This window comes from Sphingomonas sp. IBVSS2 (assembly GCF_002127225.1).
GTDB lineage: Bacteria > Pseudomonadota > Alphaproteobacteria > Sphingomonadales > Sphingomonadaceae > Sphingomonas.
On the sequence record NZ_NFUR01000001.1, the window covers coordinates 84,239 to 97,255 of the forward strand.

At 69.0% G+C, this 13,017-nt stretch carries 13 protein-coding genes; 3 read left to right on the forward strand and 10 right to left on the reverse strand.

Features of this window, described 5'->3' with window-relative positions; genetic code table 11:
* Positions 1-29 precede the first annotated feature (29 nt).
* The 6 genes from CAP40_RS00340 to CAP40_RS00365 form a co-directional block, all read right to left on the reverse strand.
* Entirely contained in the window at positions 30-1,133 is a 1,104-nt protein-coding gene (locus tag CAP40_RS00340; RefSeq protein ID WP_086127384.1) for a fumarylacetoacetate hydrolase family protein, read from the reverse strand.
* A gap of 102 nt (positions 1,134-1,235) precedes the next feature.
* The gene (locus CAP40_RS00345; RefSeq protein ID WP_086127385.1) at positions 1,236-1,913 is read right to left on the reverse strand and encodes a dTMP kinase; all 678 of its coding nucleotides are present in this window, start codon (positions 1,911-1,913) and stop codon (positions 1,236-1,238) included.
* A gap of 29 nt (positions 1,914-1,942) precedes the next feature.
* Positions 1,943-3,007, reverse strand: a complete 1,065-nt coding sequence (locus CAP40_RS00350; protein ID WP_256923946.1) for a helix-turn-helix domain-containing protein — start codon at positions 3,005-3,007, stop codon at positions 1,943-1,945.
* 123 nt (positions 3,008-3,130) lie between these two features.
* Entirely contained in the window at positions 3,131-3,646 is a 516-nt protein-coding gene (locus CAP40_RS00355; RefSeq protein ID WP_086127387.1) for a hypothetical protein, read from the reverse strand.
* Between the two features lie 66 nt (positions 3,647-3,712).
* A complete protein-coding gene (locus CAP40_RS00360) occupies positions 3,713-4,774 on the reverse strand; it encodes a sigma factor-like helix-turn-helix DNA-binding protein (protein ID WP_086127388.1) in 1,062 nt (353 codons plus the stop codon).
* A gap of 170 nt (positions 4,775-4,944) precedes the next feature.
* Complete coding sequence (locus CAP40_RS00365) at positions 4,945-5,670, reverse strand: dienelactone hydrolase family protein (RefSeq protein WP_086127389.1); 726 nt, start codon at positions 5,668-5,670, stop codon at positions 4,945-4,947.
* A gap of 68 nt (positions 5,671-5,738) precedes the next feature.
* Between CAP40_RS00365 and gpmA the strand changes: the two genes are divergently transcribed.
* The gene (gpmA, locus tag CAP40_RS00370) at positions 5,739-6,425 is read left to right on the forward strand and encodes a 2,3-diphosphoglycerate-dependent phosphoglycerate mutase (RefSeq protein ID WP_086127390.1); all 687 of its coding nucleotides are present in this window, start codon (positions 5,739-5,741) and stop codon (positions 6,423-6,425) included.
* Positions 6,426-6,429: 4 nt separating this feature from the next.
* Here the strand turns inward: gpmA and CAP40_RS00375 are convergent, their stop codons facing one another.
* The gene (locus CAP40_RS00375) at positions 6,430-6,759 is read right to left on the reverse strand and encodes a hypothetical protein (protein ID WP_144034176.1); all 330 of its coding nucleotides are present in this window, start codon (positions 6,757-6,759) and stop codon (positions 6,430-6,432) included.
* Positions 6,760-6,887: 128 nt separating this feature from the next.
* Between CAP40_RS00375 and purE the strand changes: the two genes are divergently transcribed.
* Positions 6,888-7,343, forward strand: coding sequence for a 5-(carboxyamino)imidazole ribonucleotide mutase (gene purE / locus CAP40_RS00380; protein WP_086128373.1), 456 nt, complete (start codon positions 6,888-6,890; stop codon positions 7,341-7,343).
* Positions 7,340-8,413 carry a 5-(carboxyamino)imidazole ribonucleotide synthase gene (locus CAP40_RS00385; RefSeq protein ID WP_086127392.1) on the forward strand — a complete coding sequence of 358 codons (1,074 nt, stop codon included), beginning with the start codon at positions 7,340-7,342 and terminating at the stop codon, positions 8,411-8,413. The genes purE and CAP40_RS00385 overlap by 4 nt, the downstream gene beginning before the upstream one ends.
* 39 nt (positions 8,414-8,452) lie before the next feature.
* Here the strand turns inward: CAP40_RS00385 and CAP40_RS00390 are convergent, their stop codons facing one another.
* The 3 genes from CAP40_RS00390 to CAP40_RS00400 form a co-directional block, all read right to left on the reverse strand.
* Positions 8,453-9,388 carry a DUF808 domain-containing protein gene (locus CAP40_RS00390; RefSeq protein WP_086127393.1) on the reverse strand — a complete coding sequence of 312 codons (936 nt, stop codon included), beginning with the start codon at positions 9,386-9,388 and terminating at the stop codon, positions 8,453-8,455.
* Positions 9,389-9,718: 330 nt separating this feature from the next.
* Positions 9,719-10,018 carry a hypothetical protein gene (locus CAP40_RS00395; protein ID WP_086127394.1) on the reverse strand — a complete coding sequence of 100 codons (300 nt, stop codon included), beginning with the start codon at positions 10,016-10,018 and terminating at the stop codon, positions 9,719-9,721.
* A 14-nt stretch (positions 10,019-10,032) separates the two neighbouring features.
* Positions 10,033-12,900 carry a pitrilysin family protein gene (locus CAP40_RS00400; RefSeq protein WP_086127395.1) on the reverse strand — a complete coding sequence of 956 codons (2,868 nt, stop codon included), beginning with the start codon at positions 12,898-12,900 and terminating at the stop codon, positions 10,033-10,035.
* Positions 12,901-13,017 lie beyond the last annotated feature (117 nt).

Consider the following 13,017-nt stretch of genomic DNA (forward strand, 5'->3'; position numbering starts at 1 on the left):
ATAGCGTTTAATTTGTCCGAGTAAATCGCTCACAGCAGGCCGCGGCCCGCCAGGTTGCGCATCAGCTCGCGGATGCCGAAGGTCCAGGGCGGGGCCGCCTTGGACGTGGTGACGCGGTTGGCGAGAACGCCGAGCTTCGGGCTCGAGATGCGCACCAGGTCGCCGTCCTTGTGGGTGAAGCCGCGGCCCGGATGGTCGCGATCCTGGATCGGGGCGAACAGCGTGCCGAGGAACAGCGCGAAGCCGTCCGGATATTGGTGCTCGCTCAGCGCCTGGCGGACCAGCTCGGTGGGATCGCGGCTGATCTGGCTCATCTTGTTGGTGCCCTGGAGGCGATAGCCCTCGGGCCCGTCGATGACCAGGTCGACCTCGGCGGTGCGGACATCGTCCATGGTAAAGCCGTCGTCGAACAGGCGGATGAACGGCCCGAGCGCGGTCGAGGCGTTGTTGTCCTTGGCCTTGCCCAGCAGCAGGGCGCTGCGCCCTTCGAAGTCGCGCAGGTTGACGTCGTTGCCCAGCGTCGCGCCGCGGGGCGTGCCGTGCCGGTCGACGACGAGCACCACTTCGGGCTCGGGGTTGTTCCAGTCGCTGTCCGAGCGCACGCCGATGTCCGCGCCCCAGCCCACTGCGGAGAGCACGGGCGCCTTGGTGAACACCTCGGCATCGGGGCCGATCGCGACTTCGAGATATTGCGACCACATGCCCGCGTCGATCAGCGCCGCCTTGAGGCTCGCCGCCTCGGGCGTGCCGGGAACGACCGCGCGGATGCCCGAGCCGATCCTGGCCTCCAGGTCGTCGCGGATCGCCACCGCCTTGTCGGCATCGCCGCGCGCGCGTTCCTCGATCACCCGCTCGATCGCCGAGAGCGCGAAGGTCACGCCACAGGCCTTCACGCACTGCAGGTCGATCGGAGCGAGCAGGACGGGGCCGTCGTCGCTGCCGATGTCGGACACCGCACCGATGTCGACGCCGGCCAGCTCCGCCGGCTCGGCATGGTCGAGCAAGTCGGATACCGTCGCCGCGCTGGCCGATACGTCAAGGATCCGGCCACCGCGCAGGATCACGGGGCTGGGCCCCGCTTCCGTCAGGATGCGGCCAACCAGAATCGCCTTGGCATGATCGACAGGCAGCACTTCCGCCGGAGACGCTTTCAAATCCTCTCGCCCCAATATCTGCTTTTGATAGCGCTACCATGCGGCGCCGCGGGGTAGGCTGTCAAGCCGGTCGCGCCGCTTTCAGCCTTGTTGCGGAACCGCTTCCAGAAGCGCGAGGATCTCGCCGACGATCTCGGCCGGGGCGCGCATCATGCCGTCGCTGCTGGCATGCACCATCCGCCAGGGGCCGAGCAGGCCGGCCGCCACGATCGACTCGTAATTGCCGCGCACGCGCTGCTGGAGCGCGACATCGGCCTCATATGCGTCGAAGCTCTTGCTCGTATAGCTGCGCTCCGCCTTTTGCAGGATCAGCGCGCGGGCCAGCTCCCAGGGCGTGTTGAGATAGATCGAGAGGGCGGGAATGGGCAGGGCGAACTGGCCGGTCTCGAGCGCCAGGATCCATTCCATCAGCGCGCGGCTCTCCTCCGCCGGCACGCGCGCGCCCTGATAGGCCATGTTCGAGGCGACGTAGCGATCGAAGATCAGCACGTCATGGGCCGCGGCCGAAGCCAGTATCCGCTCGCGCCACTCGAACCGGTCGAGCGCATAGAGCGTTGCGGCGGCATGGGGGCTCACCGGCACGGGCATGTCCCCGGCCAGGTAGCGGCCGATCGTCACTCCGGCGACGGTTTCGCCATAGCGCGGGAAGCCGATCACCGTGGCGGTCTTGCCGGCTGCCTGGAGCGTTTCGCAGAGCAGCTTTGAAATAGTGTTCTTGCCGACGCCGTCGGCGCCTTCGATCGCGACGATGATCCCCATGACGGGGCGCCCTAGCACGGGCGCCGGGATCAGAGGAAGACGGCAGAGACGATCGCGGCCAGGCGCGCCGGATCGCAATCGTCGAGCGATATCTCCATGTCGGGATTGATGCTGTAGCCGATCATCCGCCCGTCCCGGCCCGAAGCGACCGAGAGCAGCCGCCAGCCTTCCTCCTCGCGCAGCGCGGCGATGCCGCCGGGCACCGGCAGGCGATCGGGATCGGCGACCACTATCGCCTGGGCGGGCAGGCCGCCGCCCAGTGTCGCGCGGCACACCTTGAGGCCGAAGGCGCGGGGCCCCGCGATATGCGGCGCCTCCACGGTCTTGCCGGTCGGCTGGTCGCCGATCAGGCCATGGGGCAAGGGCGCGCCGAAGACGGGCAGCAAGCGGATCGCCGTCACGGGCGTGCCGGGAAGCGGCAACAGGGTCGCCGTCGCGGCGACGGCCGGCGCAGGGGCCTCTTCGCGCAGCGCCGCCAGGAGTTCGGCGACGCGCTCGCGCGTGCGGGCGATCCGGGTCTCGGGATTGGCGATGGTGGCCAGGAAGCTGTCGAGCACGCCGGCGGCGCGGCGCTTCTCCACTTCGGCGCGCAATCCAGGCTCGTCGGCGACGCCGAACAGCGCGAACAGCGCGCGTTGCACGGCGGCGTTCCAGCGGCCGAACGGCTTCTGGGCGTTCTCCACGCGCGAAAGATTGACCGGCGGCAGGCCGTAGTCGCGCTCGATCATGGCGATGGTCAGCGCGGGATCGAGCGTGCGGCGCGCGCGCAGCGCGGCACCGAGCAGCACGGCGAACCGCTCTTCCTTCAGGTCGATCTGGGCGCCGTCGCTGAACGGCTCGGCCCAGGCGGCGATGTCGAAATCGGCGGCATCGATGTCGAGCAGCAGTTCGGCGGGAGCAATGCCGAGCGCGGCGGCGACGCGGCGCAGTTCATCGGCGCGCGCGACGACTTCGCCGCGTTCGATCTTCGAAAGACGAATATAGGGGATTTCCGGAATCCTCGCCGAGAGGCGGAGCAGTTTGGCAAAGCCATGCCGCTGCCGCTGCTCGCGCACCCGGTTCGGAAAGACAATTGCACGATAGAAATCGATCATGGGTTCGCCTGCGGGTCCCGCCCGCATCTTACCCTTGCCGTTCGCGCTTGCCATGACCGATCCCCTCGATTCTGAGGGTATCTTGAAGCAATTCAAGGATAATACAAGGTAAACGGCATTCCGTTAGTGGAATGAACCCGCCGCCTGGCCCCCCGTCAGCAGCCCGCACGGGCCGGCCGGATCAAGGTCGAGGATCATCGCCAGCGTGCTTTCGCCGGTGGCATGGCGAAGCAGCCAGCCCTCGGCCGAAGGCGCGGGATGATCGGGGGCGAAGGCCACGCCGGTCCCGTCGGTGATCGCGCCCAGCGCGCCCGGCGGCGTCGGCCAGCGGCCGGCAAGATAGTCGAGCAGTGCCGCCGCGGCATCCTGCAGCGCGCCCTCGTCGCTATCCTCCGGGCAAAAGGCATCGGGCGCGGCCGAGATGATCGCCACGCGCCGGAAATCGCGCCGGCGCCACCAGAGCAGGTGGATCTGGCCGTCGGCGGTCGCTTCCAGGCCGAGGATCAGTTCGCTGCCGGCCGGCAGCAAGGGGCGCGCCAGTCGCGCCACGTCCTGCGCGAGCGCGGTCAGGCGGCGATTGGGGCGCGGCAGCGAGCCGGGGAAATCCTCGGTGCCATGCCAGTCGAAATTGCGATGCATCGGTTCCTCCAGCCCTCTCGGGAGCATTATAGGATATGGCGGGACGCGCTCGGCGTTCCGATGCGATCAGTGGAGCGAAGCGCTCGACGGAGCCGGGGCGGCGGCGAGCTGGACCGCTTCGACGCGCTCCGATTGCTCGGCGACGGCCGTCGTGGCGGCGGGCGAGAGCGTGCTCGGATCGACGGCACGGACGCTGGCCAGGCGATTGTGCGGCAGGCTGGCGTCGGGAAGGATCGGCGTGGTGCGCGCGGCCGGGGCGGGGCGGCGCTTGGGGGCGCCCGGTTGGCCATATTCCGCCATCACGGCGAAGCGCGGGTCGTTGGCCGCGATCTCGGCGATCGCCTTGGCGGCGCGCTTGGTGATCTGGCGGACGCGCTCCTTGGTCACGCCGGTCTCGAGCGACAGGTCGTCGAGCGTGGCGGTCTGGAAGACGCGGCGCTCGACGATCTCGCGATCGCGGCTCAGCTTGGCTTCGAGCTTCTCCAGCTCGGCGGGGTCGATGCCATGGGTGGCCGAGCGCAGGCGCGGCCCCTCGGTGCGGCGCAGCGCAGCCTCGGCGCGCTTCGGGCGCGGGCGGCGGCGGAGAGCCTCGACGCCGACCTTGCGGAGCTGGTCGACATAGGCATCGATGAGCTGGGAGACGGCGCCCTCGGCGAGATAGTCGGAAGCGGCGGCCTCGGTGCGGGCGACGGCGTCCTCGTCCTCGATCATCGCCTCGGGGGCGATTTCGTCGCCGTCGGTGGCGGCCAGCGCGCTGAGCGAGACGGTGGTGGCCTCGACCTTCCTGGCCGAGGGGCGCTGGTCGGTCATCAGGCGGAAGCGCAGGCTCTGGAGCTCGCCGCGGATCTGCCAGTTCACGAAGGTGGTGAACTGGGCCTTGGTGGGATCATAGGATTCGATCGCGCGGTGGACTGCGATGGCGCAGCACTGTTCGGCATCCTCCCAGTGCGCGGTCAGGCCGTACTGGCGGACGAAGTGGCGGATGCGCGGGGCGATCAGCTTGAGGATCTGGGCGAAGGCGCGGTCGACATAAACGCGCTGGCGGTTGGTGCGAGCGGCGCCATCCGCCGGCATATTCTCGATGACGGTGGCGACGGCCGCTTCCAGCGCGATCGTGATCTTCGACATTGCGTATCCCCTGCTGCCGCAGCGCCCCGGCTGCTGCTGTCGTGCGGGGAATATGACCAGGCGCAACGGGCCCGCCAATTTGGCGGGAACCCTTATGGTAGTCGCACCTTACGGATGAATCCGGGGCCGGCGTAGTGACGATTCGTTAACCATGGCCGCGACTCGCGCGCTCAGGCGAACACCTCTTCGAGGAAATTGGCCATCGCCTGCCAGCTGCGGCGGTCGGCCTTGGGCTCATAGGCCACGCCCGGAACCGTGGAGACCTTGCGGTCCTGGTCGGTGAAGGCGTGGCCGGCATGGCCATAGGCATGGATCTGCCAGTCGGCACCCGATTCGGTCAGTTCCCGGGCCAGCGCCACGGTCTTCTCGGGCGGTGCGATCGGATCTTCCCAGCCATGGCAGACGAGCAGCCTGGCCGTGATCGGCGATACGCTGGCATAATCGGGCGCATCATAGACGCCGTGGAACGAGACGCCGCCGAGGATCGGCAGGCCCGCCCGCGCCATGTCGAGCACGCACTTGCCGCCGAAGCAGAAGCCGATCGCGGCGAGCCTGGCGGGGTCGACCCGGTCGAAACCGGCCAGCGCGTCCAGCGAAGCCGCCAGCCGGGCGCGCAGCAGCGCCCGATCGGCGTTGAGGGCATCCATATATTCGCTGCGATTGGGGGAGGCGTGCGTCACGCGCTTGCCCTGGCCATAGATGTCGGCCGCCAGCGCGACATAGCCGAGCTTGGCGAGGTTCTCGGCATGGACGTTGTCGGCTTCCTTCTGGCCGAGCACATTGGGCAGCACCAGCACGCCCGGGCGCAGCGTCGTCACTTCGTCCTCATAGGCGACCACGCCTTCGAAGGGGCCGCCAGGGCCATGGTACACCAGAGTCTCCCGAACGATCGCCATCGCCTGTCTCCCTTGTCCCCGCCGCTCCTGCCGCTAAGGACGCTCGCAACCGGTTGCAAGGAGTTCGCATGCCCAAGCTCGTCCTGATCCGCCACGGCCAATCGGCCTGGAACCTCGAGAACCGCTTCACCGGCTGGTGGGACGTCGACCTGACCGAGCAGGGCGTGCAGGAAGCGACCGCCGCCGGCGCGCTGATGCAGGAGAAGGGGCTCGACTTCGACCTGTGCTTCACCAGCTTCCAGAGCCGCGCGATCAAGACGCTGCACCTGGCGCTGGAGGCGATGGGGCGCCTCTGGCTGCCCGAGGAGAAGAGCTGGAAGCTCAACGAGCGCCATTATGGCGGGCTGACCGGGCTCAACAAGGCCGAGACCGCGGCACTGCACGGCGACGAGCAGGTGAAGATCTGGCGCCGCAGCTTCGACGTGCCGCCGCCGCTCCCCGAAGCGGGGTCGCCCTGGGACCTGGCCAGGGACGCGCGCTATCGCGGCGTGGCGATCCCGCAGACCGAAAGCCTGAAGGACACGATCGCGCGCGTGCTGCCCTATTGGGAGGAACGGATCGCACCGGAACTCAAGGCCGGCAAGCGCGTGCTGATCGCCGCGCACGGCAATTCGCTGCGCGCGCTGGTGAAGCATCTCTCGGGCATTCCCGACGACGAGATCGTCAACCTGGAGATCCCGACCGGCCAGCCGATCGTCTATGAACTGGACGACCAGCTGAACGCGCTGGATCGCTATTATCTCAGCGAGCGGTGAGATCTCAGCCGGTGATCACGGTGCGGCGCGTGCGCAGAATGCGGACGCGCTGCATGTGGCCCGGGATATAGCGTGCCCGGGCGCAGACGTAGAACTCGCCCCATAGCCGCTGCTCGAATGGGCGACCGTCCCAGAAGCGCCGTATTGCCGGCGGCGCCTCTTTCTCGCTGTCGGCATCGTGCAGGTTCAACACATGCTTCGTGCCACGGACCCAGAGCCGGTTGATGCCGCTGCCATTGGCCACGTAGAAGCCGCCCCGCACCCATTGGCATTGCCCCGTCCGTGTCGGGAAGGGGGGTTGACCGGCGGCGAGCAGGGCGAGAGCGAGCAGCATCGGCCGATGCTATTACGGCAAGGCTGGTTCTTCCAGCGGGGATGGGTTGCCCTCCCCGCCCCTCCCCTCTAGGAACGCGCCTTCCACACGAGACGGGGCAAGACGTGGCACCTCTGGTCGGCATCATCATGGGCAGCACTTCCGACTGGGAGACGATGCACCACGCCGCCAAGGTGCTCGAGAAGCTCGGTGTGCCGCACGAGACCAAGGTCGTCTCGGCGCACCGCACCCCGCAGCGGCTCTACGACTATGCCACCGGCGCGGCCGGACGCGGCCTCAAGGTGATCATCGCCGGGGCCGGCGGCGCGGCCCATCTGCCCGGCATGGCCGCTTCGATGACGCACCTGCCGGTGCTCGGCGTGCCGGTCGAGTCCAAGGCGCTCAAGGGCATGGACAGCCTGCTCTCGATCGCCCAGATGCCCGGCGGCATCCCCGTGGGCACGCTGGCGATCGGCAAGGCCGGGGCGATCAATGCCGGGCTGCTCGCCGCCGCGATCCTGGCGACTTCGGACGAAGCGCTCAGCCAGCGCCTCCAGGCCTGGCGCGCGGCGCAGACCGAAGGCGTGGCGATCGATCCCGAATGAGCGATGCGCTGCCCCCCGGCTCGACGATCGGCATCCTGGGCGGGGGCCAGCTCGGCCGCATGCTCGCCGTCGCCGCCGCGCAGCTCGGCTATCGCACCCATGTGCTCGCGCCCGACGAAGAGAGCGTCGCCGCGCAGACCGCCTCCAGCTACACCCGCGCCGACTATCACAGCCGCATCGTGCTCGACGAGCTCGCTGCCCAGTGCGACGTGATCACCTATGAGTTCGAGAACATCGCGATCGGGCCGGTGGAGTTCCTCGCCGGCAAGGTGCCGGTGCGCCCCGGCGCGCAGAGCCTGTCGATCGCGCAGGACCGGGCGCGGGAGAAGGCGTTCGTCGCCGCGCTGGGCGGCCGGACCGCGCCCTGGGCGCTGGTCGAGACCCGCGCGCAGCTCGACGCCGCGATCGCGGAGATCGGTGCGCCCGCGATCCTGAAGACGTTGCGCCTGGGCTATGACGGCAAGGGCCAGGTGCGCATCCGCGACGCGGCCGAAGCGGCTTCGGCCTGGGAGGAGATCGGCGAGCGGCCGGCGATCCTCGAAGGCTTTGTGACGTTCAGCCACGAATTCTCGATCATCACGGTGCGCGGGGTGGACGGTTCGCTGGCCAGCTATCCGCCGCCCTGGAACGAGCACAAGGACGGCATCCTCGACAAGTCGACCGTGCCCGCGCCCGCCGAGATCGCACGCCACTGGACCGAGGCGGCGACGCTCGCCGGCCGGGTGGCCGAGGCGCTGGGCCATGTCGGCGTGCTGACGCTGGAATTCTTCGCGACCGACGACGGGCCGGTGTTCAACGAGATGGCGCCGCGCGTGCACAATTCGGGGCATTGGACCATCGAAGGCGCCGAATGCTCGCAGTTCGAGAACCATATCCGCGCGATCTGCGGGCTGCCGCTGGGCAGCACCGGGCTCACCGGCACCGGCATCGAGATGGAGAACCTGATCGGCGACCAGGCGAACCGCTGGGCCGAGCTGCTCGCCGAACCGGGCACGCATCTCCATCTCTACGGCAAGGGCGATGCCCGGCCGGGGCGGAAGATGGGGCATGTGACCCGGGTGCGGCGCTAGCCCGACTGCCCCTCCCTTGCAGGGAGGGGAGCGTTGGGGTCAGTGCCCCTTCTTCCCCGGCACCAGGTGGAGCACTCCGACGATCGCTGCGCCGACGATCATCCCGCAGATCCCCGCGCCGATCGCGCCGACCAGCCACGCCACGAAGCCGCCCGCGAACGGCACTGCGTGGCCCGCCGCCTCGGCGAGGTGGTGCACGAAATGCGGCACGACATTCAGGCCAAACACCTCCAGCCCGTGCAACAGGATGCCGCCGCCGACCCAGACCATCGCCGCCACGCCGATATGCGACAGCGCCTGGAGCAGGACCGGCATCGCCTGGACCAGCAGCCTGCCCGTGCGCTGCGCGATCGCCGAGGGGCGCTTGCTCAGGTGCAGCCCGATATCGTCCATCTTCACGATCAGCGCGACCACGCCATAGACGCCGACCGTGATCGCGATCGCCACCGCCGCCAGCGCCGCCGCGCGCATGCCGAGCGACGCATCGGGCAGCTCGGCCAGCGCGATCGCCATGATCTCCGCCGACAGGATGAAATCGGTGCGCACCGCGCCGGCGACCTGGCGCTTCTCCAGTTCGGCCGGCGTGTCGATCTCGGCGACTTCCGCCTCGGCATGATGCCCGGCCAGCGCCTCGACGATCTTCTCTACCGCCTCGAAGCACAGATAGGCGCCGCCGAGCATCAGCAGCGGCGTCACCGCCCAGGGTGCGAAGGCGCTGAGCGCGAGCGCGACCGGCAGGATGAAGAGCAGCTTGTTGCGGAGCGAGCCGAGCGTGATCTTCCAGATGATCGGCAGCTCGCGGTCCGGGGTGAGGCCGACGACATAGCGCGGCGTGACCGCGGCATCGTCGATCACCACCCCCGCCGCCTTGGTGCCGGCGCGCCCCGCGGCCCCCGCCACGTCGTCCAGCGAGGCCGCCGCCAGCTTGGCGAGCGCGGCAACGTCATCCAGCAATGCGACCAGACCGCCCGGCATGTATCCCCCTTTGTGAACTGGCGTTCAGCACATAGCGGCACCGCGCCGGCACGCAACGCTCCCGCCTGCACCATTTCTCCTTGCCGGCCGCATCAGCGTTGCGCGGCCGGCTGCGAGAGAACGGGCCCGGCCGGCGCCTGCGTCCTGCTCTGGTGCGCTCGACGGGCGCCGGTCCGGGAAGGCACGGGGCCCTGGCCCGGCGGCTCCGCGTCTTGCGGAAGCGGGGGGGGTGCGGTTCGCTCCCCGCTTCCGCGCTTTCTCCGAACAGCAAGGCGCCCGCCCCGCGCGGTGCGGGACGGGCGCCTGGTTACCCTGGCCGGGCGCGTGCGCTCAGGCGCGCGTGCCGGTGAGCGGGAAGGCGCCGAACGCACCCGCCGTGACGGTGCCGGTCATGTTGTCGCCGTCCACGGTCGCCTCGCCGGTGAGCGTCATCGGCATGGGAACCGAGACGTCCATCGTCCAGCTCAGCTTGTCGCCATCGGTCTTGCCGTCCTTGGCTTCGGCATTGCCCATCGCGCCGGCGAAGGTGCCGGTGAAGGTGTCGCCGTTGCTCGTCACGGTGAACACTGCCGCCTGGTCGCCCAGCGGCGACTTCACGACCGTGTTCCAGCTGCCGTCCACATTCGCCATGAGAACTCTCCTGATTAGTTGGCCGCCGGCTTGGTGCTTGCCAGCGACGCTGCGGGGACCACCTCGACGGGGAGACCGATGCTGTCAAGCTGCGGCCGGACCTTCGCGGCATCGCCGACGACCACGAAAACGAACTTGTTCGGGTCGAGAGCCGCGCGTGCCGCAGCGTCAAGCTGGGGTACGGTGAGCGTGCGATATTTTTGTGCGATGGTGCTGAAATAGTCGTCCGGACGGCGGCGCAGGTCGTTCTGCTGCATCGCGCTGAGCACGGCGTCCGACGTCTCGAAGCGGCCGGGCAGCTCGCGAGTCGAGCCATTGACTTCGCGCGTCAGCTCCTCGGGCGTCACGCCCTTGCTGGTCAGGAAGTCGCGCACCTGCTGCTGGATCGCCTTGATCGAATCGCCCGTCCTGTCCGCCTGGACCGGAGCGCTGATCGTATAGGGCACGGCGTGCTCCAGGAAGGAATAGCCGCCGCCCGCGCCATAGGACCAGTGCTTGGCCTCGCGCAGATCCATGTTGATGCGCGACAGGAAGCCCGAGCCGAGCGCCTGGTTCGCGGTCGCCACCGCCAGCGTGTCCGAGAAGGGATCGACGCCGGTCAGCTGCGCCGCGACGATCTGCGACTGGGGCGAATTGGGCCGGTCGATCAGGATGATCCTGGGCGTCATCGCCTGGGTCGAGGCCGTGAAGGCCTTGGTGCCGGCCGCCCCTTCGCTCTTCCAGCCGCCGAAGCGCGCCTCGAGCGCGGCCTTGATCTCGGCGAGCGGGCGGTCGCTGACGACGAAGATCTTGGCCTTGTCCGGGCGGATCCAGGCATTGTGCCACGCGACCAGATCGTCGCGCGTGATCGTCTTCACCACCGCCGGATCGCCCGAGCCGGCGCCCAGCTTGGCATAGGGGCTGCCCGCACCGTAGAGCACGCGCGGCACCATGCGGCCGGACAGGCCCGTCGGGCTGGTCAGCTCCTGCGCGATGCCGGCGAGCATCTGGCCGCGCACGCGCTCGATCTCGGCCGGCGCGAAGGCGGGCCGCTCCACCACATCGGCGAACAGATCGAGCGCACCGGCCAGGTTGGGGCTCGGCGCATCGACGCCCAGATAGGTGCGATCGGCCGAGCTGCCCGAGCCGATGGTCGCGCCCAGCCGCTCACGCGCCTCGGCGAGCGCAGTCGAATCGAGGCTGGTCGTGCCTTCGTCCATCATGTTGAGCGTCAGGCGCTGGGTGCCGAGCTTGCCCGCGGGATCGGCGGCGACGCCGGCATCGAAGCTCATCTCGATCTGGGTGACCGGCACGGCGTTGCGATACGCATAGGCCAGTTCGATGCCGTTCGAGAGCCGGGTGCGCTCCACCTTGGGGAAGACGAGGTCGCCGATCGGGGCGACGGCGGGCAATGCGCCGCGGGTGCCCTTCACCGGCTCGGCCTTGGGGCCCTCCGCCGGCTTGGCGGCGACGGCAGTCGCTTCCTGATAGGCCTCCCGCTGGCCGGGCACGACCATCACGGTAAGCGCGGGCCGGTTGAGCCACTTGTTCGCCGCCGCGGTCACTTCGGCCGGCGTGACCCGGGCCATCGCTTCCAGCTCCTTCCTGAAGTGGAGCGGGTCGCCCGAATAGAGTTCGCCCGACGCGAGCGCCACCGCCTTGCCGCCGAAGCCGCCGACCGATTCGAGCCCCGCGATGCGGCCGGAGACATTGGTGGTGGCGACGCGCTTCACTTCGTCCGCGGTCGGCCCGTTCTTGAGGAGATCGGCCAGCACCTCGTCGAGGCGCTTCGACACCACCGCCGGATCGACGCCGGGCTTCACCACCGCCTGGACCATGAAGATGCCGATCTGCGCCAGCGACTGGACGTTGCTCGACACCTGGACGGCGGTCTTGTCCTTGCGGACCAGTTCATTGTCGAGCCGCGAGCTGGCGAGGCCGCCCAGCACCGAGGCGAAGACGTTGAGCGCCGTCGCATCCTTGTCGTTCAGCCCGGGCACCGCCCAGCTGCGCAGGATCAGGGTGGCGGCGACGCTGTCCTTGATCGTCACCGTCTTGGGCGCGGCCAGCGTCGGCACGGTGACCTTCGGCAGCACGCTCTTCGGACCGGCCGGGATCGCGCCGAAATATTTCTCGACCAGCGGCCGGGCTTCCTTGACGTCGACATCGCCGGCGAGGACGAGGATCGCGTTGTTCGGGCCGTAATGCGCGCGGAACCAGTTCTTGACGTCGTCGAGGCTTGCGGCATCGAGATCGGCCATCGAGCCGATCACGTTGTGGCCATAGGGCGTGGTGCCCAGCAGCTCCTCGAGCACCTTGTAAAAGACCAGGCCATAGGGCTGGTTGTCGCCCTGGCGCTTCTCGTTCTGGACGACGCCGCGCTGCTCGTCGAGCACGTCCTGGGTGATCGCGCCGAGCAGATAGCCCATGCGGTCGCTCTCGAGGAACAGCGCGCGATCGAGCGCCGGGCGCGGCACGGTCTCGAAATAGTTGGTGCGATCGAAGCTGGTGGTGCCGTTGAAATCGGTGGCGCCGACCTGCTTGAGCGGCTCGAAGAAGTCGCCCGGGGCATTTTCCGAACCGTTGAACATCAGGTGCTCGAACAGGTGCGCGAAGCCGGTCTTGCCGGCGGGTTCGTGCTTCGAGCCGACATCGTACCAGGTCGAGACCGCGACGATCGGCGCCTTGCGATCGGTGTGGACCAGCACGCGCAGGCCGTTCGGGAGCGTGAAGCCCTCATAGGGGATGTCGATCTTCTTCACGAGCTCGGCCACCGGAACCGGCTTGGCCTGTGCCGGGGCGGCCGCGGCGGCGACAGGCGCCTGCTGGGCGAATACGGGCGCGGCGGCGCCAATCGCCAGCGCACAGATCGACGCGCCGCAAAGCATCCGGAAGGATTTCATGTAGTTGTTTCCCCGAGAGACAAGAGAGGGGGCGAGCATAGCGCCGGGCAGGCCCGCCGCAAGCCGGTTGCGCCTGCATTCATTTGCTCTAGCCTGCGGAAAACTGCGCCATTCCGG

Bases quoted from the DNA above. Each gene is read 5' to 3' on its own strand.
- CAP40_RS00345 (WP_086127385.1), bottom strand. From the start codon at position 1,913: ATGGGGATCATCGTCGCGATCGAAGGCGCCGACGGCGTCGGCAAGAAC.
- CAP40_RS00350 (WP_256923946.1), bottom strand. From the start codon at position 3,007: ATGATCGATTTCTATCGTGCAATTGTCTTTCCGAACCGGGTGCGCGAG.
- CAP40_RS00355 (WP_086127387.1), bottom strand. From the start codon at position 3,646: ATGCATCGCAATTTCGACTGGCATGGCACCGAGGATTTCCCCGGCTCG.
- CAP40_RS00360 (WP_086127388.1), bottom strand. From the start codon at position 4,774: ATGTCGAAGATCACGATCGCGCTGGAAGCGGCCGTCGCCACCGTCATC.
- CAP40_RS00365 (WP_086127389.1), bottom strand. From the start codon at position 5,670: ATGGCGATCGTTCGGGAGACTCTGGTGTACCATGGCCCTGGCGGCCCC.
- gpmA (WP_086127390.1), top strand. From the start codon at position 5,739: ATGCCCAAGCTCGTCCTGATCCGCCACGGCCAATCGGCCTGGAACCTC.
- CAP40_RS00375 (WP_144034176.1), bottom strand. From the start codon at position 6,759: ATGCTGCTCGCTCTCGCCCTGCTCGCCGCCGGTCAACCCCCCTTCCCG.
- purE (WP_086128373.1), top strand. From the start codon at position 6,888: ATGGGCAGCACTTCCGACTGGGAGACGATGCACCACGCCGCCAAGGTG.
- CAP40_RS00385 (WP_086127392.1), top strand. From the start codon at position 7,340: ATGAGCGATGCGCTGCCCCCCGGCTCGACGATCGGCATCCTGGGCGGG.
- CAP40_RS00390 (WP_086127393.1), bottom strand. From the start codon at position 9,388: ATGCCGGGCGGTCTGGTCGCATTGCTGGATGACGTTGCCGCGCTCGCC.
- CAP40_RS00395 (WP_086127394.1), bottom strand. From the start codon at position 10,018: ATGGCGAATGTGGACGGCAGCTGGAACACGGTCGTGAAGTCGCCGCTG.
- CAP40_RS00400 (WP_086127395.1), bottom strand. From the start codon at position 12,900: ATGAAATCCTTCCGGATGCTTTGCGGCGCGTCGATCTGTGCGCTGGCG.